The sequence below is a fragment of the Agromyces sp. Y558 genome (genome assembly GCF_059445415.1).
Genome location: NZ_JCAIUH010000002.1, coordinates 185,003 through 206,491, shown reverse-complemented (window position 1 = coordinate 206,491; position 21,489 = coordinate 185,003). Strand labels below are relative to the sequence as shown.

The window sequence follows — 21,489 nt, the reverse complement described above, 5'->3', positions numbered from 1 at the left end:
TCGACTGACCGACGTCAGGAAGCGGCAGCAGGCTCCACGACGCGTGCGAGTAGCTCCACCAGCAAGCGCTCGGTCAACTTCGGCGGCAGCGCACCGACGAGTGCGAGCACGGGGGCGAGCCGGTCGGGCAGCGCACCCTCGGCACCAGACGGCAGGGTGTCGCCGGCCGCAGCGCCGCCGCCGCTACCACCGCCCAGCAGGCCGAACGCGCGCAGCAGCGCCGCCGCGCTCTCCGAGTCGAGACCAGCGGATGCCGCGGCGAGCGCGCCGATGCCACCCGGCAACGACTCCGCGAGCCCGGCCAGGAGCACGGCGCCGTCGACGGCCGGCTCGCCGCGCACCGCGTCGGCCGCGGCGACCAGCACGGCCGAGAGATCGGGCACGACGGCCTCCGTCACCGGCGTCACCGTGAGGTGCGTGGTGTGCGGCAGGCGAGTGCCGTCGGCCTGAGTGAGACCGGGCTGCAGTTGCAGGTGCCAGCCCTCGGCACGCGCGGCATCCGCCCAGTGATGCGGATCGACCCGGCGCGAGGCCGGCACGCTCTCGTCGGTCGCGACGGCGAAGAGCGGCCCGGTCGGCGCGCCCACCACCCGCAAACCCTCGATGCCGTCGACGACTGCGCGGAGCGCATCCGTCGCGCGCGCGGTGCGCGCGACGAGCGACGTGAAGCCGTCTTCGCCGAGCGCCTCGGTGATCGCCCACGCCGCTGCGAGCGGACCGGCGGGCTTCGAGCCCGTGAGTGTCGGGTTGACGACGGGGTATCCGGGCCAGGCCGTGGTCGCGAAGTACTGGTGGCGCTGGCGGTCGCGCCCACGCGTGAGCAGCACCGAGACGCCCTTCGGCGCATAGCCGTACTTGTGCAGGTCGGCCGAGATACTCGTGACGCCCGGCACCCGCAAGTCCCACGCCGGCAGTGATTCGGGCCAGAAGGCGAGCGCGAACCCGCCGATGCAGGCGTCGACGTGCAGTGCGATGCCCCGCCTCGCCGCGATCGCCGCGACATCGACCACGGGGTCGAGGCCTGCGAACGGATACGAGGGCGCGCTCACCACGACGAGCGCGACGTCGTCGCCCAGGCGTTCCTCGAGCGCGGCCACGGAGACCGCACCCGTGTCGGGATCGACGGGCACCAGGTCGAGCTCGAGGCCGAAGTACTCAGCGGCCTTGTGGAAGGCCGCGTGCACGGTGACCGGCGCGACGATGCGCGGCACCCGCGGGGAACCCGCGCGGGCCTCTCGCCACGCGTCACGTGCCGACTTCACCGCGAGCAGGCAACTCTCGGTGCCGCCCGAGGTGACCGAACCGACGATGTCGTCGTCACCGGCGCCGCCCAACACTCGCCGGGCGAAGCCGACGAGACCCGACTCCATCACGGCGACCGAGGTGAACGTCGTCGGGTCGAGGCCGTTCACGGGTTGCACGAGACGAGCGGCGCGGGCCGCGAGCTCGTCGAGCTCCGGCAATCCCGAGTCGTAGACGTACGAGAGCACGCGGCCCCCGTGAGTCGGCGCATCGGCGGCGCGCAGCGCCTCGAGTTCGACGAGGATATCGGATGCCTCGCGCCTGAAGCCGAGCATCATGCCACCACCGTTTCGTTCGCCGCCGCGGCATCCGCTTGGATGTCGCCGCGTCTGAGCGGATATCGACGAATCGCGACGAGGCTCGCCGCGACGAGCAGTGCGGGGATCACACTGAAGCTGATCGCGATGCCGACGACGGCCGCCGGCGATTGCGTGACCGCCTGCGAACCGGTCGATTCGACGTACCCCGTGATCGCGAGCACGATGGTGAGCACCGTCGCGCCGAGCGCCATGCCGGCGGTCTCCCCGGCAGTCCAGACTCCGCCGAAGCTGCCGGCGCGCCCGACGCCGTGCGTGCGGGCGTCGTGCGAGATGACGTCGGGCAGCATGGCCATCGGCAACGACTGCATGCCCGCATAGCCGGCACCCGCGAGCGCGACCGGGAGGTACACCCAGGCGCCCGGTGCCCAGATCATGCCGACGAGGGTCAGCGCGGCGAGGCCGAAGAGTGCGCTCGCGAACACGAACCCGCGCTCCTTGCCGACGCGCGCCGCGACCGCCTGCCAGACCGGGGCGCACAACGCGGCCGGTGCGATGAGCGCGACGAAGAGCAGGGTCACGGCGCGCTCGTCGCGGAGCACCCAGGTCGCCACGAACTGGGCTCCTGCGAGCATGAGTCCCGTTGCGAGCCCCTGAAGTACGAACGCGGCGAGCAGGGTGCGGAACGCCGCACTTCGACGCAGTGCTGCGAGGCCCTCGGCGTAGCCGGCGCGGATGTCGCGCCCCGGCGGGGCATCCGTGGAAGCGATGCCCTTCGCCGCCGTTGACGTCGCGACGAACATGCCCGCCGCGATCACGAGACCGGCGACGAGTGCCATCACGAGGTAGCCGGTGTGCTCGTCAGCGAACGCGGCCCGGAGTTCGGGTCCGCCCGCTCCGAAGAACAGGATCGCGATCGTCAGCACTACGACTCGCCACGTCAGCAGCCGTGTGCGTGCGTCGTAGTCGGCGGTGAGCTCGGCGGGCAGCGCGATGTAGGGCACCTGGAAGAGGCTGAACGCCGTGGCCGTCGCGAGGAAGGCGACGAAGACCCAGATGCCGGATGCCGCGGGCGCGAGCCCCGCCGGAACCGCGAAGGTCGCGACGAACCCGATGGGAAGAGCGAGAGCGCCGACCACCATCCATGTGCGCCGGGTGCCCGTGCGGGCGAGCGCACGGTCGCTGCGTTCGCCGATCCACGGGTCGATCACGACGTCCCACACCTTCGCGGCGGTGACGACGAGACCGGCGATGAGCGCGGTCACGCCGAGCGTGTCGGTCAGGTAGTACACGAGCACGAGCCCGGGCAGCGTCGCGAAGCCACCGGTGCCGATGGAACCGATCGCGTAGCGGGTCACGACACCGCGGGAAATACTTCGCTCCATTGCGGCCATGGAGGCAGTGTACTCACCCGACGTCGAAGTGGGTCACTTGTCCTAGACTGTGCCCATGCGCGCCCCCACGGCCTCCCCTGAACTGTTCGAGAGCCTCACCGACGATGTCGTCGCCTCCGGCTCCGAGACCATCCCCGTGCCGACACCCTCGACCGGCGAGACGCTGCACGAGCTGCCGCGCTCGAGCGCCGACGACGTGCTCGACTCCGTCGCTCGCGCTCGTCTCGCGCAGCTCGCCTGGTCCCGAGCCGGTTTCGCCGAACGCCGACGCGTGCTGCTGCGCGCACACGACCTCATCCTCGAGCGTCGGGATCTGCTTGTCGACCTCATCCAGCTCGAGAGCGGCAAGACCCGCGGTCAGGCTTTCGAAGAGATCTTCGCCGCAGTCTCGGTCACCCGGTACAACGCGCTCGCCGCACACCGAGTGCTCGGCGGCCGACGGGTGCGCTCGGGGCTCCCGACCGTCGCGACCACCCGTGTGAGGTTCGCTCCCAAGGGCGTCGTCGGCGTCATCACCCCGTGGAACTTCGCGCTGAGCCTCGCCGCCATGGACGTCGTGCCCGCTCTCGCGGCCGGCTGCGGTGTCGTGCAGAAGGCCGACGACCAGGGTGCGCTCTCGATTCTCGCGCTGCGCCGCGCGTTCATCGACGCGGGCGTGCCTGCAGCGCTGTGGGCGGTCGTCACCGGCCCCGCGGCCGAAGTGGGCGAAGCACTGACGGATGTCGCGGACTACATCTGCTTCACCGGCTCGACCGCGACCGGCCGCACCATCGCAGAGAAGGCCGGCCGGCGGCTCGTCGGCGCTTCGCTCGAGCTCGGCGGTAAGAACGCCCTCCTCGTGCTCGACGACGTCGACCCGGCGACGGCCGCGGTGAATGCCGCACACGCCGCATTCTCCGCGATGGGCCAGGTCTGCGTGTCGGTCGAGCGCATCTACGTGCACCAGAAGGTCGCCGGTGCGTTCCAGCGCGCGCTCGTCGACTGGCTCCGCCGCGCGAAGCTCGGCTCCGGCCTGGGCTTCGACGCCGACTTCGGATCGCTCGCGAGCGCCGCACAGCTCGCTCGAGTGCGAGCCCACCTCGACGACGCCGTCGCGAAGGGCGCGACCGTGCTCGTCGGCGGCAACCACCGGCCCGACATCGGACCGTGGTTCTTCGAACCGACTGTGCTCACCGGCGTCACCCCCGAGATGCACGTCTACGCCGAGGAGACCTTCGGTGCGATCGCCTCGCTCTACCTCGTCGGCAGCGACGAAGAGGCCGTGCTCGCGGCGAACACGAGCGACTACGGCCTGAACGCTGCCGTCTTCACCGCTTCGGCCCGACGGGCCCGACGCGTCGCCGACGCCCTCCAGGCCGGCAGCGTCAACATCAACGAGGGCTATCGCGGGTCGTTCGCCTCGGTGGCCGCGCCGATGGGCGGTGTCAAGCAGTCCGGCCTCGGCCGGCGAAACGGCGAGATGGGCCTGCTCCGATTCGTCGAGCCGGTCACGATCTCGTCGACGACCGGACTCCTGCAACTGCCGCGCTCGGCGGGCGAGTACAAGCAGCAGGTGCCGCTCCTCCTCCTGCTGGCGCAGGCCATGAAGACGCTGCGGTTGCGCTGAGGCGGAACGCTGCTGCCGACCCCGGCCCGGAGAACAGCCGGATCAAGTCGCTTCGGAGTCGAACGGTGCCGTCTCGTCGGCGCCGAGCGGTTCGCGCTTCCGCCCGCGCTGCAGGTGTGGGGAGTTCTCATCGACTGATGCGCGAGCCACCACAGGTGCCGCCTTCTCGTCGGCGAAGGGGTCGGCGTCGGTCAGCGCCTCACGGATGATGCGGCGCGGATCGTACTGGCGCGGGTCGAGCTTCTTCCAGTCGACGTCGTCGAAGTCGGTGCCCATCTCGTCGCGCATGCGGTCTTTCGCGCCGTTGGCCATGTCGCGCAACGATCGCACGAGACGACCGAGTTGGGCCGCATAGTGCGGCAGCCGCTCGGGCCCGAGCAGGAAGACGGCGATCACCCCGATGATGAGGAGCTTCTCGAACGTCAGACCGAACACCCCTACAGGATAGTCGGCGGCGAGGCGTGCAGAGACCGTGTCGCCCGCGCTCTAGGCTTAGGGGCTGGAAGAGTCATCCCGGGAGCCGCCACGTGTCCGATCACGACCTGAACTGGAAGTACGTCGACGACTCGGTCGCCGTGCCCGAGTCGATCGCCAAGGCGCGCCAACAGTCACTCGAGCTCGGCATCGAACCGGTCTCGCCCGCTGTGGGCGCGCAACTCGCCGTGCTCGCTGCCGCCTCACGCGCCCAGTCGATCATCGAGGTCGGCACCGGCGTCGGCGTCTCGGGGCTGTGGATGCTCCAGACTGCGCGCCGGGCACTGCTGACCTCGATCGACACCGAGACCGAGTATCAGCAGCATGCCCGCCAGCACTTCGCCGATGCCGGCATCGCGGCCGCTCGCGTTCGGCTGATAGCCGGGCGCGCGGGCGAGGTGCTGCCGCGCATGAACGAGAGCTCGTACGACATCGTCTTCATCGACGCCGACGCGCCGTCGGTCATCGAGTACGCCGAGCACGGACTGCGCCTCGCCAAGCCCGGCGGCATCGTGCTCGTGGCTCGCGCGCTCTGGAAGGGTCGAGTCGCCGACCCGGCACGCCGCGACGAGTCGGCGAGCGCCTATCGCACGCTTGTCGCGGAACTCGCGACCTCGACTGCCGTCGCGACGGCCATCTCGCCGGCCGGCGACGGCCTGCTGCAGATCGTGAAGCTCGGCGCCTGACACGCGGTCCGACTTGACCTCAACAGAGGTTGAAGTTGGAGACTCACCGAATGGAAGCAATTCGCCTGCACTCGTTCGGCCCGCCAGAGAACCTCGTCCTCGAACAGGTTCCCGACCCCGCACCCGGCCCCGACCGAGTCATGATCTCGGTGCGCGCTCACGGTGTGCATCTGCTCGACACCACGCTGCGCCGGGGCGAGAGCGGCGGCCCGCTCGGGCTGCCGACGTTGCCGACGATTCCTGGCCGCGAAGTGGGCGGCACTGTCATCGAGATCGGCGAGGGGGTCGACCCGGCGTGGATCGGGCGGCGCGTCGCCGCACATCTCGGCGCAACGCCCGATGGCGGCGGGTACGCACGCCTGGCCGTCGCGCCGGTCGAGGCGCTGCATCCGATTCCCCTCGGACTCGACGAGGCGGATGCGGTCGCGATGATCGGAACCGGTCGCATGGCGGTGTACACGCTCGAGATCGCCGCGCTCCGCCACGATGACATCGTGGTCGTGACGGCTGCGGCCGGCGGCCTCGGATCGCTCTTCGTGCAGGCAGCCCTCGACGCGGGCGCGCGCGCGCTGGCACTCGTCGGTGGTGACGCGAAGGTGCGGGTCGTCGAGTCGCTCGCCCCCGATGCCGGGGCACGCCTGAACGTCGTCGACTACCGGCATGCCGATTGGCTGCCGACGGCCAGAACCGCACTCGGCATTGCTGCCGACGATGACGATGCGGCGCATTCCGCGGCCGGCAAAGTGGGAGCCACCGTCGTCTTCGACGCCGTCGGTGGCGAACTCGGGTCCGCGGCCGCGTCGCTACTCACCTCTGGCGGTCGGCTCGTCGTCTACGGCTGGGCATCAGGGGCGGCGAACCCGTTCGCCGACTCCGACCGGGCCGCGGCCGCCGGCATCGACGTGCGCCCAGCGGTCGGCCCCGGCGCGCCCCGACCCGGCGACATGCGCCCGTATCAGAAGCGTGCACTCGCGCTTGCAGCCGCGGGCACGTGGCAGGTGGTGACCCACCGGGTACCGCTCGCCGAAGCCGCGCGAGCCCACCGCGAGCTGGAGGAGCGCCGGACCACGGGCAAAGTGGTGCTCGTCTGACGGTCGTTAGAACGACTCGAGCCCCGAGGTGACTCGGGGCTCGACTCGAGGAGTGATGTTGACTCAGGCGGGCTTCACGACGCCACCGAGGACGTCGTGCAGCTCCTTGGCCTCAGCATCGTTCACCGAGACGACGAGGCGGCCTCCACCTTCGAGCGGAACTCGAACGATGATGAGCCGACCCTCCTTCACAGCCTCCATTGGCCCGTCTCCGGTGCGTGGCTTCATGGCCGCCATTGAGCTCCCCTTTCGTGGCTGAGCTTCCATTATCGGCCATTACAGGCGGTGCTGGGAAATCGCCGCGAGTTTGTGGACAACCCGGTTGAACCGATTCGACAGCTCGAGGGTGAGGTCGAGGCAGCGGATTCATGCTCCGATCAGGGCGGCGTCCAGTCGCGGCCGTCAATCCCCCATGCGATGAGCAGCCAGCCCAGTTGCAATATGAGGGAAAGCGCTACCACGCCCCAGCGGTACCAACCGGCTCGCGGCTGCGCCAACGCGCCCACGAGGGGGAACATCGGGGCCAGGATGCGGAAGGTGCTCGATTGCGGGAAGAATACCGCGAGGAGGTACAGCGCGTAACTCGCCAGCCACAGCCGGAGGTCGATGCCGAGCCGCCGCACCGCCGGCAGAAGCAGCACGAGCGCGAACCCGATGATGAGCGCAGCCACCGCGATCGTTCCGAACGGCTGGCCCAGCCACCAGTCGCCCGACTGGAACCAGGCTGTGAACGGCACGAGTTCCTGGTAGCCGATGTAGGCCGATCGCCAGGCGAGCTCGGTGGCGGTGTACCCGTGCAGGTCACCGGTCACGACCCAGACGATGCCCGGCCATGCGAGGCCGATGAGCCCCGTGAACACGGCGACGGATGCCGCGAGCACACGTTCCCGCATCGGGAACGGGTCGCTCTTGCGTGAGAACCACCGCCACAGCCAGTGCAGTCCGAGGGTGAGCGCGAACGCGAGCGCCCCGGGGCGCGTGAACGCCCACACGGTGATCACGGGCACGAGCCATCCGTAGCGTCGATCGACGAGCAGGAGCAGCGCGAGGGCGAGCCACAGGAGGCCGAGGGATTCGGCGTAACCGAACTGCATGATCGGCGACGCCGGTGCCACCGAGAAGAGCACGACCGCGAAGAGCGCCCGGTCGGGCTCCATGAAGCGCGACATCAGTCGGTGCACGACGAGGGCGGCACCGAGTCCGGCGAGCAGGGCGATGATGGCGGATGCCGCATTCCACGGCACCCCGAACCAGGTCACGACTCCCACGAGCAGCGGGTAGACGGGGAGGAACGCCCACGCGTTCTCGGCGACGTGCCCCGTCTCGGTGAGCGGGAGCTCCTGCGGATAGCCGCCGAGCCAGATGATCTGGTACCACCTGGCATCCCAGAGGTTGGCGTACTCGAAGTAGCCGGGTTTCGCCCCGGTCCACGGGTTCGCCCCCTGCACGCTCGCCATGACGAGCACCATCACCGTCGTGATCGCGCGCGCGCCGAGGTAGATGAGCGCGACTTTCGCCCACCAGGGCGCGATTCGCCAACGCACGCGAGGTGACCATCGCGTCACGCGGAACGGGTCGGGTTCGCGGATCGCGGCCGACGACGTGTTCATGCGTGCCTCGTTCGGATCGTGCCGCTCAGGCGGTCGTGCCGGTCAGCCAGGCTCGGAGCGCGAGCTCGGTGTGCCGGATCTGCGACACCTCGACCCGCTCGTCGTCGGCGTGCGCCTTGAGCGGGTCGCCGGGGCCGAAGTTCACCGCCGGGATACCGAGGGCGCTGAAGCGCGCGACATCCGTCCAGCCGTATTTGGGGTGCGCCTCGGCGCCGACGGCGCGCACGAACTGTTGCGCGAGCGGGTCGTCGAGTCCGGGTCGTGCGCCTGCTGCGCTGTCGACGATCGCGACGTCGAAGCCGGCGAAGAACTCGCGCACGAAATCGGATGCCTCGGCGACGCTGCGGCTCGGCGCGAAGCGGTAGTTGACGGTGAGTACGGCGTCGTCGGGGATCACGTTGCCCGCGATGCCGCCCGCGACGAGCACAGCGTTCAGCCCTTCCCGGTACGCGAGGCCGTCGACCTCGACGGTCTCGGCCTGGTACTCGGCGAGGCGAGTGAGCGCCGGAGCGAGCTTGTGGATCGCGTTCTCGCCGACCCAGCTGCGCGCCGAGTGCGCCCGCAGCCCGGTTGTGCGCACCTCCGCACGGAGGGTGCCGTTGCATCCGCCCTCGACCTGGCCGTTGGAGGGTTCGCCGAGGATGGCGAAGTCGGCCTCGAGGAGGTCGGGTCGGGTGCCGGCCAGTAGGCCGAGCCCGTTGAGGTCGGCAGCCACCTCTTCGTTGTCGTACCAGAGCCAGGTGAGGTCGACGACGGGCGAGGCGAGCTCGAGTGCGAGCTTCAGCTGCACGGCGACCCCGGCCTTCATGTCGACCGTGCCGCGGCCCCAGAGGTACTCGACGCCGTCGATCGTCTCGAACCGCGTCGGCAGATTGTCGTTGATCGGCACGGTGTCGAGATGCCCGGCGATCGCAACCCGCCGTTCTCGGCCGAGGTCCGTCCGCGCGACGACGGTGTTGCCTGAGCGGATGATCTCGAGGTGGGATGCCCCGGCGAGCGCCTGCTCGACGAGGTCGGCGAGCAGCGACTCATCGCCCGACACGCTCGGCACGTCGCAGATCGCGCGAGTGATGGCGACGGAATCGGCTGACAGGTCGAGCGGCGGCACGGTCGGCACGGGAGGCATGCCCTCGATTCTACGGTCGCGCTCGCTGCGCTCGTCGAAGCGCACGTTGCGCGACACGTCCCCTGCCGCCGGCTCAGAGAACGGGGCCGATACGCTGGACGCATGCCCGCGAACGACGACTCCAACCCGCCCCGCATCGCCCGGGGGGCTGCACTCATCACGGTCGCGGGCGATGGCACCGTGCTCGACGCCTGGTTCCCGGCACCGTCCCTCGGCGGCGACACCGCCACCCCGCTCTCAGCCGAGCACGTCGCGCTCGCCGGAGCCGACGAACGCCGTGGCGTCACCATCGAGGCCGTCGACGTCACGATCGATCTCGACGCTCCGCCCGCCGGCACCACCGACGCCTACCTCCGCCTCCACGTGCTCTCGCACCTGCTCGCCGCACCGAACACCGTGAACCTCGACGGCATTTTCGCGCACCTGCCCGCAGTCGTCTGGACGAACGCGGGCCCGGTGCATCCGAAGGACTTCGACCGTTTGCGGCCCGCCCTGCAGCGCGCCGGCATCCAGGCGACGGGCCTCGACAAGTTCCCGCGCCTGCTGGATTACGTCACTCCCGACCGGGTGCGGATCGCGGATGCCGCTCGGGTGCGCCTCGGCGCGCACCTCGCTCCCGGCACCACGGTCATGCACGAGGGCTTCGTGAACTTCAACGCCGGCACGCTCGGCACCTCGATGGTCGAGGGCCGCATCTCCCAGGGCGTCGTCGTCGGCGACGGCTCCGACATCGGCGGCGGCGCGTCGATCATGGGCACCCTCTCCGGCGGTGGCACCCAGCGTGTCAGGATCGGCGAACGTGCGCTGCTCGGAGCGAATTCCGGCATCGGCATCTCGATCGGCGACGACAGCGTCGTCGAGGCCGGCCTCTACGTGACCGCGGGCACCAAGGTCGTGCTGCTCGGCGGGGCGGGCGAGCGACCCAGCACCGTGAAGGCCGTCGTGCTCTCGGGGGTACCCAACCTCCTCTTCCGTCGCAACTCGCTGAACGGTCAGGTCGAGGCCATCTCCCGCACCGGCGAGGGCATACTGCTGAACGCATCACTGCACGCCTAGCGGCCGGCGAGGTTTCGATCGCTCGCTGCGCTCGCTCCTCAACCCACTGGGGTCAGCACACATCACAGCCCTGCAACGACCCGCCGCAACGCGCGCCGTCTCGGCTACAGTTGGTGACTCGGGCCGCCATGTGGCGGCCCCTCGTCTTGCGCATCACGAAGGAGTGGCGTGGGTACCGACGCACCGAGAACCCGCCGGCATCGGGGAGTGAGCTTCCTCATCGGCCTGCTCGTCACCGTGCTCGTGCTCACCGTCGTGGCGGCCGGGGTCGGCTGGTGGACGGTGCAGCGATCGTTCCCGACGACGAGTGGTCGCATCGAGGTTCCGGGCCTCACCGCGGAGGCCACCGTATACCGCGACGATGCCGGCATCCCGCAGCTCTACGCCGAAACAGACCACGACCTCTTCTTCGCCCAGGGGTATGTACATGCCCAAGACCGGTTCTGGGAGATGGACTTCCGCCGCCACGTCACCGCGGGCCGTCTCGCCGAGCTGTTCGGCGAGTCGCAGGTCGGCACCGATGCATTCATCCGCACCCTCGATTGGCGTGGCATCGCCGAGCAGGAGTACGGCTTGCTCGACGAGGTGTCGAAGGCGTACTACGACGCCTACGCCGAGGGCGTGAACGCCTACCTCGCCGAGCGCAGCGGCGCCGACCTCTCCCTCGAGTACGCCGTGCTCGGTCTGCAGCGGCCCGGCTACTCCCCCGAACCATGGTCGGGCGTCGACTCGATCGCGTGGCTGAAGGCGATGGCGTGGGACCTCCGCTCGAACCTCGGCGACGAGATCGATCGAGCCCTCCTGTCGACAGTGCTCCCGCCCGAAGAGGTGGCACGGCTCCATCCCGACTTCGCCTGGGGGCAGATGCCGACGATCATGGGCCCGCCACCCGCCGCGGCGCCGGCAGCGCTCTCGGTCAGACCGCTGGCCGAGGCCGAGGGCGAGTCGAGCGAGGGCGAGTCGAGCGAGACGGATGCTCCGGCGGCATCCGGGCTCGACGCCGACTACGCTGCTGCACTCACGAGCCTCAGTGCGGCGATCGACGGAGTGCCCGAGATGCTCGGGCCCGAGGGCGGCGACCTCGGTTCGAACTCGTGGGTCGTCTCCGGCGCTCTGACCGAATCCGGGCTGCCCCTGCTCGCCAACGATCCGCACCTCGGCCCCGCCATGCCCTCCATCTGGACGCAGATGGGCCTGCACTGCGTCGCGATCACCGACGAGTGCGGGTTCGACGTCGCGGGGTACTCCTTCTCGGGCCTGCCCGGCATCATCATCGGGCAGAACGACAGCATCGCGTGGGGGTTCACCAACCTCGGACCCGACGTCGCCGACCTCTATCTCGAGCGCGTCGACGGCGACGCGTACGAGCTCGACGGCGCCCTCATACCACTCGAACTCCGCGAGGAGACGATCGAGGTTGCGGGCGGCGATCCCGTCACGATCACCGTACGATCCACCGCACGCGGACCGATCGTCACCGACATCGGCGAGGACTTCAGCACGCTCGCGAGTGAGTTCCCGGCAGCATCGGGCCAGGCCGATGGGCAGTACGCGGTCTCGTTGCAGTGGACCGCGCTGACAGCAGGCAAGACGGCCGGTGCGATCTTCGCGCTCGACCGCGCGCGCGACTGGAATGCGTTCCGAGCGGCCGCGGCACTCTTCGACGTGCCGGCGCAGAACCTCGTCTACGCCGACATCGCCGGCAACATCGGCTACCAGGCACCGGGCAGCGTCCCGGTGCGAAAGTCGGGCGACGGCACAATGCCCCTGCCCGGTTGGACAAGTGCCAACGGGTGGGCGGGAACCATCCCCTTCGACGAACTCCCGTCGGAACTGAATCCCGCCGCGGGCTACATCGTCACGGCCAACAACGCCGCAGCCGGCCCCGACGGGCCGATGCTCACGAAGGACTGGGACTACGGCTACCGCGCCGCCGGCATCGACCGCCTCCTCACGGAGCAGATCGACTCCGGAGAGAAACTCACCGTCGACTCGCTCGCCGAGATCCAACTCGACACGAGTGACGCGAATGCCGAGGCGTTCCTCCCGGTGATCGCGTCGCTCGACCTCATCGGCGATGCCGGGCACGGAGCCGACCTCCTCCGCGGCTGGGATGGCACGGCGGACGCCGACAGTGCGCAGGCCGCCTATTTCGCAGTCTTCTGGCGCACCCTGCTCGACGACATGTTCGGCGACCTTCCCGAGGCGACTCGACCCCAGGGCGGCGACCGGTGGTTCGACGTCGTGGGCACCCTCCTCGACGAACCGGATTCGACCTGGTGGACGGACGAGGACCAAGACGTCAGCGGCCGTGACGCGATGATCGCGCACGCGCTCGGCGCGGCTTGGCGCGAGTCGGCGAACCGCATGGGATCCAACTCCGACACCTGGCGCTGGGGCCGCTTGCACACCCTGACGCTCACCAGCCAGAGTTTCGGCGAGTCGGGCATCGCCCCGATCGAGTGGCTCTTCAACCGCGGCCCCTACGAACTCGGCGGCGGCTCGGCGATCGTCAACGCGATCGGCTGGGACGCGAGCGTCGGCTACGGCGTCGACTGGGTGCCATCGATGCGCATGGTCGTCGACCTCGACGACCGCGATGCGTCTCGCTGGATCAACCTCACGGGCGCGTCAGGTCATGCCTTCCACGCGAACTACGCCGACCAGGCCCCGCTCTGGCAGCACGGCGAGCTTCGCGACTGGGCGTTCACCGCCGACGCCGTGAAAGTGAGCGCCCGCGACACCCTGACGCTGACGCCGGGCGGCTGAGACGGCGAACCGCCCGCCGAACAGCGAGACGTATCGAGCCCGCCGAAGGCTGGTCTCTATACGCTCGCTGGCGCTCGCTACTCGACCGGCGAGGTGCTCAGAACGCTGAGTGCTCAGAACGGCGCGGCGCTCAGAACGCTGAGTAGCTCAGGCCGAGGGGTAGTGCCGCTCGGCCTCGCCGATGTACAACTGCTGCGGGCGACCGATCTTCGTCTGCGGGTCGAGGTTCATCTCGCGCCAGTGCGCCATCCAGCCGGGCAGTCGGCCGATCGCGAAGAGCACCGTGAACATGCGCGTGGGGAAACCCATCGCCTTGTAGATGACACCCGTGTAGAAATCGACGTTCGGGTAGAGGCGTCGCTCTTTGAAGTAGTCGTCTTGCAGGGCGAACTGCTCGAGTTCTTTCGCGATGTCGAGCAGCGGGTCGGCCACGCCGAGCCCCGCGAGCACCTCGTCGGCCGACTGCTTGACGATCGTCGCGCGGGGGTCGTAGTTCTTGTAGACGCGGTGCCCGAAGCCCATGAGCTTGACACCGTCTTCTTTGTTCTTCACGCGCTCGACGAACTTCTCGACGCCTTCACCGGAGTCGCGGATGCGGGCGAGCATCTGCAGCACCGCTTCGTTCGCGCCGCCGTGCAGCGGGCCCGAGAGTGCCTGGATGCCCGCGGAGATCGAGGCATAGAGGTTCGCACCGGTCGAGCCGACGAGCCGCACCGTCGACGTCGACGCGTTCTGCTCGTGGTCTTCGTGCAGAATCAGCAACCGGTCGAGCGCGGTGGAGAGCACCGGGTCGACCTGGAACGGCTCGGCCATGTTGCCGAAGTTGAGCTTCAGGAAATTGTCGACGAACGACAGCGAATTGTCGGGGTAGAGGAACGCCTGCCCGACCGACTTCTTGTGCGCGTACGCGGCGATGACCGGCAGCTTCGCGAGAAGGCGCACCATCGTCAGCTCGACCTGCTCGGGGTCGTGCGAGTCCGAGGAGTCTTCGTAGTACGTCGAGAGCGCCGACACGGCACTCGAGAGCACCGACATCGGGTGAGCCGTGTGGGGCAGTGAGGAGAAGAAGCGCTTGAGGTCTTCATGCAGCAGCGTGTGGTGCCGGATCTTCTCATCGAATTCGCCGAGCTGATCGGCCGTCGGCAGTTCGCCGTAGATGAGCAGCCACGCGACTTCGAGGAACGTCGAGTTCGCCGCGACCTCTTCGATCGGGTACCCGCGATAGCGGAGGATGCCCTGCTCGCCGTCGATGTAGGTGATCGCCGATCGCGTCGAGGCGGTGTTCACGAACCCGTAGTCGAGCGCGGTGAGTCCGGTCTGACGAGTCAGCGTCGACACGTCGATGCTCGGGTTGCCCTGCACAGCGGCGCGGACGGGGAATTCGGCGGTGGTGCCGCCGAAGCTGAGGGTGGCGGTCTGGGGGTTCTCCCCTGCCGCACTGTTCACGACGTCGCTCACGGCGCCTCCTGTGATCGTCACTTGCGCGGTCACCTGCTTTCCGGGCATGACCGTTAGGGGCGGTCAACGGCCCGACTACAGCCTAGACGCGCTCCGAGCACACTGTTGCATCCGCCAATAGATCAGGGCATCCATTAGCGGTGATCACAAGACGGGCGATGAAACGGCCCAGCGAGCGGATGTCACGCCGCAGCGGCGGCCCAGAGTCGCCTGGCGGCCGCCTCGACCCGCTCATCGCTCGCGGTCAGCGAGAGCCGAACATGCTCGGGGTAGTGAACGCCGTAGAAATGGCCCGGACCGGCCACGATGCCGAGGTCGGCGAGGCGCCCGATCGAATCCCAGGCATCGCGACCCTCGGTCGCCCAGAGGTAGAGCCCCGCTTCGCTGCGGTCGATACGGAACCCCGCCGTCTCCAGAGCAGGCTTCAGAAGTGCGCGACGGGCCCGGTATCGCTCCTTCTGCACGAAAACGTGCTCGTCGTCGCGGAGCGCTGCGAGCATCGCCGCCTGCAGCGGCTGCGGGACCATCAGCCCGGCGTGCTTGCGCACCGTCGTGAGACGACCGATGACTGTGCTGCAGCCGGCGACGAACGCGGTACGGTAGCCGGCCATGTTCGACTGCTTCGACAGCGAGTATGCGACGAGCGTGTTGCGGCGGTTCTCGCCGATCACCCGCGGGTCGAGCAGGCTCGGCACAGGGGCATCCGCCCATTGGCCCTCCCACCCGAGCTCGGCGTAGCATTCGTCGCTCACGATGACCGCGCCGAGCTCGAGCGCCCGCTGACGCGCAGTACGCAGCTCCTCGATCGTGAGCACGCGGCCGTCGGGGTTGCCCGGGCTGTTCAGCCAGACGAGCTTGGTGGCGGCGGGCCATTCGGCCGGGTCATCGGAGGCCATCGCCGTCGCACCGACGAGCACGGCGCCCATCTCGTAGCTCGGGTACGCGGCACGCGGGTGCACGACGACGTCGCCCTCGCCGAGTCCGAGGAGGAACGGCAGGAGGGCGACGAGCTCTTTGGAACCCACCGTCGGCAGCACGTTCGCCTCGGCGAGCCCGGTCACGCCGCGGCGACGCGCGAACCAGTCGACGATGGCGGCGCGGAGCTCTCGGGTGCCCGTCGTCTGCGGGTAGGCGTGCGCGTCGCTCGCCTTCGCGAGCGCTTCGCGCACGAGCACCGGCGTCGCGTCGACGGGTGACCCGATCGACAGGTCGACGACCCCATCGGGGTGGACTGCGGCACGCTCACGATACGGCGCCATGAGGTCCCACGGGTAGTCGGGCAGCTCGCCGCGCGCCATGCTCAGTGCGCCTGGGGAGGAAGCACCGCGATCACCGGGTGATCCTTCGGGATGACGCCGATCTTCGCCGCGCCGCCGGGCGAACCGATGTCGTCGAAGAACTCGACGTTGGCCTTGTAGTAGTCGGCCCACATCTCAGGGAGGTCGTCTTCGTAGTAGATCGCCTCGACGGGGCACACGGGCTCGCACGCCCCGCAGTCGACGCACTCGTCGGGGTGGATGTAGAGCGAACGCTCGCCCTCGTAGATGCAGTCGACAGGACACTCGTCGATGCACGCACGGTCTTTCACGTCGACGCACGGAAGGGCGATCACATAGGTCACGGTGGTTCGCTGTCCCTTCGGAAGGCTGGAACTCCAGTCTAAGCGTCGCGCGGCCGCGCCGATGGCAGCTTCGGCCAGGCGACCACGAACACCGCGATGAGCGCGGGCGCGATCGACCACACCGTGCCGGTGAGATCTCCGACGATGATCACGGACCCGCCGGGGCCCGGCAGCGTGAGCACGGCGACCGCGACGATGATGCCCGCGGCCGCAGCGGCGGCGGCGAACCGACCGCCCGCGACCAGGCGCATTCCGAGGAGCAGCGCCGCGACGCCGACGAGCGCGGCGACGAGCCCCAGTGGAATCGTGAGGTCTGCGATCTGCAGGGTCAAGCGGTGGCCGACCGTTGCGAGGGCACCGTAGACAAGCCCGATCAGGAACGAGATGACGACGGTGCCGATGCGGTTCGCCGGCTTCGTCATTGCGGCTGCTGCGTCACCGTGTACGAGACGGTATCGCCGTCACCGGCCACGAGCACGAAGTACTCGCCATTCGAGAAGACCATGGCGTCGGCACCTTCGCCTGACAGGCTCGTGTCCTTCGTGAACCCTGCAGCCTCGAGGGCGCTCGCGGCGTCGGCGACCGGCTCGGCGGCCGTCGAAGTGATCATGACGATCCAGCCTTCACTGCCGCCGGCACCGGCGGCGAACGCGATCTCGCCGTCGATCAGCGCGACCGGCTCGGGGAAGTCGGCGGGCAACTCGCCGCCGAGACTCACCTCGCCACCCGTCGCGTCTTCGACGGCGTCTTCGAGGCCCTTGTTCACGAGGTCGCCCGGGTTCGGGAAGCAGCCCGACAGGAGCGTCATGGTCACGGCCACGATCGCCGCGGCGGTGCCCACGCGACGACGCGTACTGGAGTGTCGCATGGCTGGCTCCTCTGGTGCGAGCGATCAGGTGAAGAGTTCGGGGAACGGCGGAACGCAAGCATCCGCACCCTCGATCGAATTCTACCCGCCCCGCCGGGCGGGGGCGATGGCGTACCGTGGACCGGGACACGGAACGGACCGTGCGGGAAGGATCGACGACGATGGCCGAAACCGGTACCGAGGCATCCGCACCCGAAGTCCGCGTGGAACGCGACGACACTCTTGCGATCGTGACGATCGATCGGCCCAAGGCACTGAACGCCCTCTCGCCCGCCGTGCTGACGGCGCTCGACGGGGCATTCGAAGCCCTCGCCGCCGGTGGCCCCGCCGTGCGCGGCGTGATCCTCACGGGCGCCGGCGGCCGCGCGTTCGTCGCCGGCGCCGACATCCGTGCCATGGCCGACTTCACTCCGGAGCAGGGCGAGGAGACGGCGCGGCTCGGTCACCGTCTCGCGGACGCCATCGAACGCCTGACCGCTCCGGTCATCGCCTGCGTCGACGGATTCGCGCTCGGCGGCGGTCTCGAACTCGCCCTCGCCTGCGATTTCATCTACGCGACGGATGCCTCGATCTTCGGCCAGCCCGAAGCTCACCTCGGTCTCATCCCCGGTTTCGGTGGAACGGTGCGCCTGCCCCGCGCCGTGGGCCTCGCCCGGGCGAAGGAACTCATCTACACCGGCCGGCGCATCGATGCGGCCGAGGCGGCATCAGTGGGTCTCGTCAATCGCACCTTCACCGATCGCGAGTCGCTGTTCGAAGGCGCCCGGGCGACGCTCGCCGAGATCGGCGAGAACGCCGCGCCGGCGGTCGGCCTCGCGAAGCGAGTGCTCGTCACCGCGGCCGGCCGGCGCACCGAGAGCGCGAGCGAACTCGAGATCGCCGGGTTCGGCGACGCGTTCCGCACCGATGACATGCGCGAAGGCGTGGCCGCGTTCATCGAGAAACGCGAGCCGCACTTCTCCGGGGCGTGACCGGCGCGGCTCGACAGGCCCCTCTGCAGAACGATCCGTCACGTCGAATGGGTTCTGCAGTCCCGGTTTCGGGCTGGGCCAGCCGGGTCAGGCGACGTGGGCGCCGAGCCAGGCGAACCCGTCGAACCGCACACCGTCGACGCCGAACATCTCGAGGTGCATGTGCGGGCCGGTCGACTGGCCGGTCGTGCCCACGAGGCCGACCTGCTGCCCGGCGACGACGCTCTGGCCCACCGAGACGGCGAGCGACCCGAGTTGCATGTGTGCGTACGAGCTCGTGACGAGTTCACCGCCGATGTTGTGCTGCACCTCGACGTTGACTCCGAGACCGCCGCCGGCCTCGGTCGCGAGCACGACCACACCGTCGGCGAGCGACATCACCGGGGTTCCGTTGCCCGGGTTGAAGTCGACCCCGTCGTGGTTCGTCGAGCAGCCGGCGCAGGGCGCGGAACGCGGGCCGAAACCCGAACTCCGACGCTCGGGAGTCAGCACGGGCCAGACGACCGCCCCGGTGTCGATGAGCGAGACGCTGCCGAGGCTCGCCACCTGCGAGGTGATCGGCGGTGGCGCTGCCTCGACGTTGTAGGCCTCGGCGGCGAGCGTCGACATCACACCGTCGCCGCCGACCTCGATGGTCTGCGGTTCGTAGTGCAGCGTGTCTTCGATCGGAGCGTAGACCGAGGCGCGCGGCTCTGCGTCGGTCGCCGTGATGGCCAGGGCGGGAACGCTCGTGGCGACCATCATCGCACCGACGAACGACATCGCCACGACGGAGAAGATCGGCCGGAACGAGGCGCGCGCTCCGCGAGGCGCGCGCGGACTGCCGGAGACGGCAGTGGTGGGCGTGGGGCGGGCAGGAGCGGGTGCGGCCGCGCGGCGGCCACGCATGGGGGAAGTCATAGATTGAGTGCGTCGCGTATCTGTGGGGGTAGGTTCGAGACAGTTCGGGTTCGAGACAATCTCAGCTACCGTACGTAGCGACTCTGGGAGGAACCTTCGCGGAGCATGCGTGTTCCCCGAGTGCCGCTGAGAGCGGTCTCACGGCGGCCTGCCGGGAACGACGAAGCGGATGCCGCGGGCCCGTGTGGCCCGCGACATCCGCTCGCTTCACTCAGTACTGCTGCGCGCCGCTCAGCCTTGCTTCTTCAGGCGCGATGTCGCGCGAGCGCGTGCGGTGGCATCGAGCTCGACCTTGCGGATGCGCACGATCGCCGGGGTCACCTCGACGCACTCGTCTTCACGCGCGAACTCGAGGCACTGCTCGAGCGAGAGTTGACGCGACGGGGTCATCGACTCGAACGTGTCGGAGGTCGACTGGCGCATGTTCGTCAGCTTCTTCTCTTTGGTGATGTTCACGTCCATGTCGTCGCTGCGCGAGTTCTCGCCGATGACCATGCCCTCGTAGACCTCTTCGGTGGGGTTCACGAAGAAGGTCATGCGCTCCTGCAGGGCGATGATGGCGAAGGGCGTGACGACGCCGGAACGGTCGGCGACGATCGAGCCGTTGTTGCGCGTGACGATCGCGCCTGCCCACGGCTCGTAGCCGTGCGAGATCGCGTTCGCGATACCTGTGCCGCGGGTCGTCGTGAGGAACTCCGTGCGGAAGCCGATGAGGCCGCGGCTCGGCACGATGAACTCCATGCGCACCCAGCCCGTGCCGTGGTTCGCCATGTTGTCCATGCGGCCCTTGCGCCCGGCGAGCAGCTGCGTGATCGCGCCGAGGTACTCTTCGGGGGCGTCGATCGTCAGGTGCTCGTAAGGCTCGTGCACCTTGCCGTCGACCTGCTTCGTGACCACCTGCGGCTTGCCCACCGTGAGTTCGAAGCCCTCGCGACGCATCTGCTCGACGAGGATGGCGAGTGCCAGTTCACCACGGCCCTGCACCTCCCACGCGTCGGGGCGGCCGACGTCGACGATCTTGAGCGAGACATTGCCGACGAGTTCGCGGTCGAGGCGGTCTTTGACCATGCGGGCAGTGAGCTTGTGACCCTTGACCTTGCCGACGAGCGGCGAGTTGTTCGTGCCGATCGTCATCGAGATGGCCGGCTCGTCGACCGCGATGATCGGCAGGGGGCGCACGTCTTCGGGGTCGGCGAGGGTGTCGCCGATCATGATGTCCGGGAAGCCCGCGACAACGGCGATGTCGCCGGGGCCGGCGCTCTCGGCCGGGTAGCGGTCGAGAGCCTTCGTGAGGAACAACTCGGTCACACGCACGTTCTCGACGGAACCGTCATGCTTCACCCAGGCCACCGTCTGGCCCTTCTTGATCGTGCCGTGGAAGACGCGGAGGAGCGCGAGCCGGCCGAGGAACGGTGACGCGTCGAGGTTCGTGACGTGCGCCTGCAGCGGGTGCTCGTCATCGTAGACGGGGGCCGGGATGTGCTCGAGGATCGCCTCGAAGAGCGGCTCGAGATCGTCGTTGTCGGGAAGCTCGCCGTTGGCCGGCTTGTGGTGACTCGCGGCGCCGTTGCGCCCCGACGCGTAGACGACGGGCACGTCGAGGATCGCGTCGAGGTCGAGGTCGGGCACGTCGTCGGCGAGGTCGGAAGCGAGACCGAGCAGCAGATCTTGGCTCTCGGCGACGACCTCATCGATGCGCGCGTCGGGGCGGTCGGTCTTGTTGACGAGCAGGATGACGGGCATGCGGGCCTCGAGCGCCTTGCGCAACACGAAACGGGTCTGCGGCAGCGGGCCCTCGCTCGCGTCCACGAGCAGCACGACACCGTCGACCATCGACAGGCCGCGCTCGACCTCACCGCCGAAGTCGGCGTGGCCGGGGGTGTCGATCACGTTGATCGTGATCGGACCGTTCGTCGCGTGCGTGCCCTTGTACGAGATCGCCGTGTTCTTGGCGAGGATCGTGATGCCCTTCTCACGCTCGAGCTCGTTCGAGTCCATGGCACGCTCTTCGAGGTGCGCGTGCGCGGCGAACGAGTCGGTCTGTCGGAGCATGGCGTCGACGAGGGTCGTCTTGCCGTGGTCGACGTGTGCGACGATCGCGACGTTGCGCAGATCGTTCCGGGTGGCGTTGGCCATAGTTGGTCCTCGAGGATGCCGGCTGCCGAGCCGCCGCCCGCCGGGCTTGCGCACGGCACGACGACAGCGTGGAAGCGCTGAGATGTAGATCTGTGGGGAGCGCAGGATGCCGCAGTGACGGTGTGCGCCCCACTAGCCTACCCTGCCGGAGCACCCCGAGGCTG

General features: G+C 69.2%; 19 protein-coding genes. 6 read left to right on the top strand and 13 right to left on the bottom strand.

Going from position 1 to position 21,489, the window contains the following annotated elements:
• Positions 1-14: 14 nt before the first annotated feature.
• Together AC1C2T_RS12775 and AC1C2T_RS12770 are read right to left on the bottom strand one after the other, a co-directional pair.
• Entirely contained in the window at positions 15-1,580 is a 1,566-nt protein-coding gene (locus AC1C2T_RS12775) for a pyridoxal phosphate-dependent decarboxylase family protein (RefSeq protein WP_495385561.1), read from the bottom strand.
• Positions 1,577-2,953, bottom strand: coding sequence for an MFS transporter (locus AC1C2T_RS12770; RefSeq protein WP_495385560.1), 1,377 nt, complete (start codon positions 2,951-2,953; stop codon positions 1,577-1,579). The genes AC1C2T_RS12775 and AC1C2T_RS12770 overlap by 4 nt, the downstream gene beginning before the upstream one ends.
• Positions 2,954-3,008: 55 nt before the next feature.
• On the opposite strand from AC1C2T_RS12770, the gene AC1C2T_RS12765 reads away from it, so the two are divergent.
• Positions 3,009-4,559: a succinic semialdehyde dehydrogenase gene (locus AC1C2T_RS12765; protein WP_495385559.1), complete on the top strand. Its 1,551-nt coding sequence runs from the start codon at positions 3,009-3,011 to the stop codon at positions 4,557-4,559.
• A 42-nt stretch (positions 4,560-4,601) separates the two neighbouring features.
• Here AC1C2T_RS12765 and AC1C2T_RS12760 read toward each other — a convergent pair whose 3' ends face one another.
• On the bottom strand, positions 4,602-4,994 hold the full coding sequence (locus tag AC1C2T_RS12760; RefSeq protein WP_495385558.1) for a sec-independent translocase: 393 nt from the start codon (positions 4,992-4,994) through the stop codon (positions 4,602-4,604).
• Between the two features lie 92 nt (positions 4,995-5,086).
• Here AC1C2T_RS12760 and AC1C2T_RS12755 point away from each other — a divergent pair, with 92 nt between their 5' ends.
• Complete coding sequence (locus tag AC1C2T_RS12755; RefSeq protein ID WP_495360623.1) at positions 5,087-5,719, top strand: O-methyltransferase; 633 nt, start codon at positions 5,087-5,089, stop codon at positions 5,717-5,719.
• Positions 5,720-5,769: 50 nt separating this feature from the next.
• Complete coding sequence (locus AC1C2T_RS12750) at positions 5,770-6,810, top strand: zinc-binding dehydrogenase (RefSeq protein ID WP_495385557.1); 1,041 nt, start codon at positions 5,770-5,772, stop codon at positions 6,808-6,810.
• Positions 6,811-6,873: 63 nt separating this feature from the next.
• Here AC1C2T_RS12750 and AC1C2T_RS12745 read toward each other — a convergent pair whose 3' ends face one another.
• From AC1C2T_RS12745 to dapE, 3 genes are all read right to left on the bottom strand, one after another.
• Complete coding sequence (locus AC1C2T_RS12745; RefSeq protein ID WP_495353471.1) at positions 6,874-7,047, bottom strand: DUF3117 domain-containing protein; 174 nt, start codon at positions 7,045-7,047, stop codon at positions 6,874-6,876.
• Between the two features lie 140 nt (positions 7,048-7,187).
• Positions 7,188-8,420 (bottom strand): hypothetical protein, encoded by a 1,233-nt coding sequence (locus AC1C2T_RS12740; protein ID WP_495385556.1) that lies wholly within the window; start codon positions 8,418-8,420, stop codon positions 7,188-7,190.
• A gap of 25 nt (positions 8,421-8,445) precedes the next feature.
• Positions 8,446-9,546, bottom strand: a complete 1,101-nt coding sequence (gene dapE / locus AC1C2T_RS12735) for a succinyl-diaminopimelate desuccinylase (protein WP_495385555.1) — start codon at positions 9,544-9,546, stop codon at positions 8,446-8,448.
• A 102-nt stretch (positions 9,547-9,648) separates the two neighbouring features.
• Here dapE and dapD point away from each other — a divergent pair, with 102 nt between their 5' ends.
• Entirely contained in the window at positions 9,649-10,602 is a 954-nt protein-coding gene (gene dapD, locus AC1C2T_RS12730; RefSeq protein ID WP_495360628.1) for a 2,3,4,5-tetrahydropyridine-2,6-dicarboxylate N-succinyltransferase, read from the top strand.
• A 168-nt stretch (positions 10,603-10,770) separates the two neighbouring features.
• The gene (locus tag AC1C2T_RS12725) at positions 10,771-13,371 is read left to right on the top strand and encodes a penicillin acylase family protein (RefSeq protein WP_495385554.1); all 2,601 of its coding nucleotides are present in this window, start codon (positions 10,771-10,773) and stop codon (positions 13,369-13,371) included.
• Between the two features lie 147 nt (positions 13,372-13,518).
• Here AC1C2T_RS12725 and AC1C2T_RS12720 read toward each other — a convergent pair whose 3' ends face one another.
• From AC1C2T_RS12720 to AC1C2T_RS12700, 5 genes are all read right to left on the bottom strand, one after another.
• Positions 13,519-14,829 carry a citrate synthase gene (locus AC1C2T_RS12720; protein WP_495360630.1) on the bottom strand — a complete coding sequence of 437 codons (1,311 nt, stop codon included), beginning with the start codon at positions 14,827-14,829 and terminating at the stop codon, positions 13,519-13,521.
• Positions 14,830-15,011: 182 nt separating this feature from the next.
• Positions 15,012-16,127 (bottom strand): succinyldiaminopimelate transaminase, encoded by a 1,116-nt coding sequence (dapC, locus tag AC1C2T_RS12715; protein WP_495385553.1) that lies wholly within the window; start codon positions 16,125-16,127, stop codon positions 15,012-15,014.
• 2 nt (positions 16,128-16,129) lie between these two features.
• A complete protein-coding gene (gene fdxA / locus AC1C2T_RS12710) occupies positions 16,130-16,450 on the bottom strand; it encodes a ferredoxin (RefSeq protein ID WP_056658762.1) in 321 nt (106 codons plus the stop codon).
• Positions 16,451-16,488: 38 nt separating this feature from the next.
• The gene (locus tag AC1C2T_RS12705) at positions 16,489-16,872 is read right to left on the bottom strand and encodes a DUF6113 family protein (protein ID WP_495385552.1); all 384 of its coding nucleotides are present in this window, start codon (positions 16,870-16,872) and stop codon (positions 16,489-16,491) included.
• The gene (locus AC1C2T_RS12700; RefSeq protein WP_495385551.1) at positions 16,869-17,318 is read right to left on the bottom strand and encodes a hypothetical protein; all 450 of its coding nucleotides are present in this window, start codon (positions 17,316-17,318) and stop codon (positions 16,869-16,871) included. The genes AC1C2T_RS12705 and AC1C2T_RS12700 overlap by 4 nt, the downstream gene beginning before the upstream one ends.
• A 161-nt stretch (positions 17,319-17,479) precedes the next feature.
• Here AC1C2T_RS12700 and AC1C2T_RS12695 point away from each other — a divergent pair, with 161 nt between their 5' ends.
• Complete coding sequence (locus AC1C2T_RS12695; protein WP_495385550.1) at positions 17,480-18,289, top strand: enoyl-CoA hydratase/isomerase family protein; 810 nt, start codon at positions 17,480-17,482, stop codon at positions 18,287-18,289.
• Positions 18,290-18,376: 87 nt separating this feature from the next.
• Here AC1C2T_RS12695 and AC1C2T_RS12690 read toward each other — a convergent pair whose 3' ends face one another.
• Positions 18,377-19,189 (bottom strand): M23 family metallopeptidase, encoded by an 813-nt coding sequence (locus tag AC1C2T_RS12690; RefSeq protein ID WP_495385549.1) that lies wholly within the window; start codon positions 19,187-19,189, stop codon positions 18,377-18,379.
• Positions 19,190-19,420: 231 nt separating this feature from the next.
• On the bottom strand, positions 19,421-21,325 hold the full coding sequence (typA, locus tag AC1C2T_RS12685) for a translational GTPase TypA (protein WP_495360636.1): 1,905 nt from the start codon (positions 21,323-21,325) through the stop codon (positions 19,421-19,423).
• Positions 21,326-21,489 lie beyond the last annotated feature (164 nt).

Bases quoted from the DNA above. Each gene is read 5' to 3' on its own strand.
- AC1C2T_RS12700 (WP_495385551.1), bottom strand. From the start codon at position 17,318: ATGCGACACTCCAGTACGCGTCGTCGCGTGGGCACCGCCGCGGCGATC.
- AC1C2T_RS12690 (WP_495385549.1), bottom strand. From the start codon at position 19,189: ATGACTTCCCCCATGCGTGGCCGCCGCGCGGCCGCACCCGCTCCTGCC.
- AC1C2T_RS12765 (WP_495385559.1), top strand. From the start codon at position 3,009: ATGCGCGCCCCCACGGCCTCCCCTGAACTGTTCGAGAGCCTCACCGAC.
- AC1C2T_RS12775 (WP_495385561.1), bottom strand. From the start codon at position 1,580: ATGATGCTCGGCTTCAGGCGCGAGGCATCCGATATCCTCGTCGAACTC.
- dapE (WP_495385555.1), bottom strand. From the start codon at position 9,546: ATGCCTCCCGTGCCGACCGTGCCGCCGCTCGACCTGTCAGCCGATTCC.
- AC1C2T_RS12705 (WP_495385552.1), bottom strand. From the start codon at position 16,872: ATGACGAAGCCGGCGAACCGCATCGGCACCGTCGTCATCTCGTTCCTG.
- AC1C2T_RS12695 (WP_495385550.1), top strand. From the start codon at position 17,480: ATGGCCGAAACCGGTACCGAGGCATCCGCACCCGAAGTCCGCGTGGAA.
- dapD (WP_495360628.1), top strand. From the start codon at position 9,649: ATGCCCGCGAACGACGACTCCAACCCGCCCCGCATCGCCCGGGGGGCT.
- typA (WP_495360636.1), bottom strand. From the start codon at position 21,325: ATGGCCAACGCCACCCGGAACGATCTGCGCAACGTCGCGATCGTCGCA.
- AC1C2T_RS12750 (WP_495385557.1), top strand. From the start codon at position 5,770: ATGGAAGCAATTCGCCTGCACTCGTTCGGCCCGCCAGAGAACCTCGTC.
- AC1C2T_RS12770 (WP_495385560.1), bottom strand. From the start codon at position 2,953: ATGGCCGCAATGGAGCGAAGTATTTCCCGCGGTGTCGTGACCCGCTAC.
- AC1C2T_RS12745 (WP_495353471.1), bottom strand. From the start codon at position 7,047: ATGGCGGCCATGAAGCCACGCACCGGAGACGGGCCAATGGAGGCTGTG.
- AC1C2T_RS12740 (WP_495385556.1), bottom strand. From the start codon at position 8,420: ATGAACACGTCGTCGGCCGCGATCCGCGAACCCGACCCGTTCCGCGTG.
- dapC (WP_495385553.1), bottom strand. From the start codon at position 16,127: ATGGCGCGCGGCGAGCTGCCCGACTACCCGTGGGACCTCATGGCGCCG.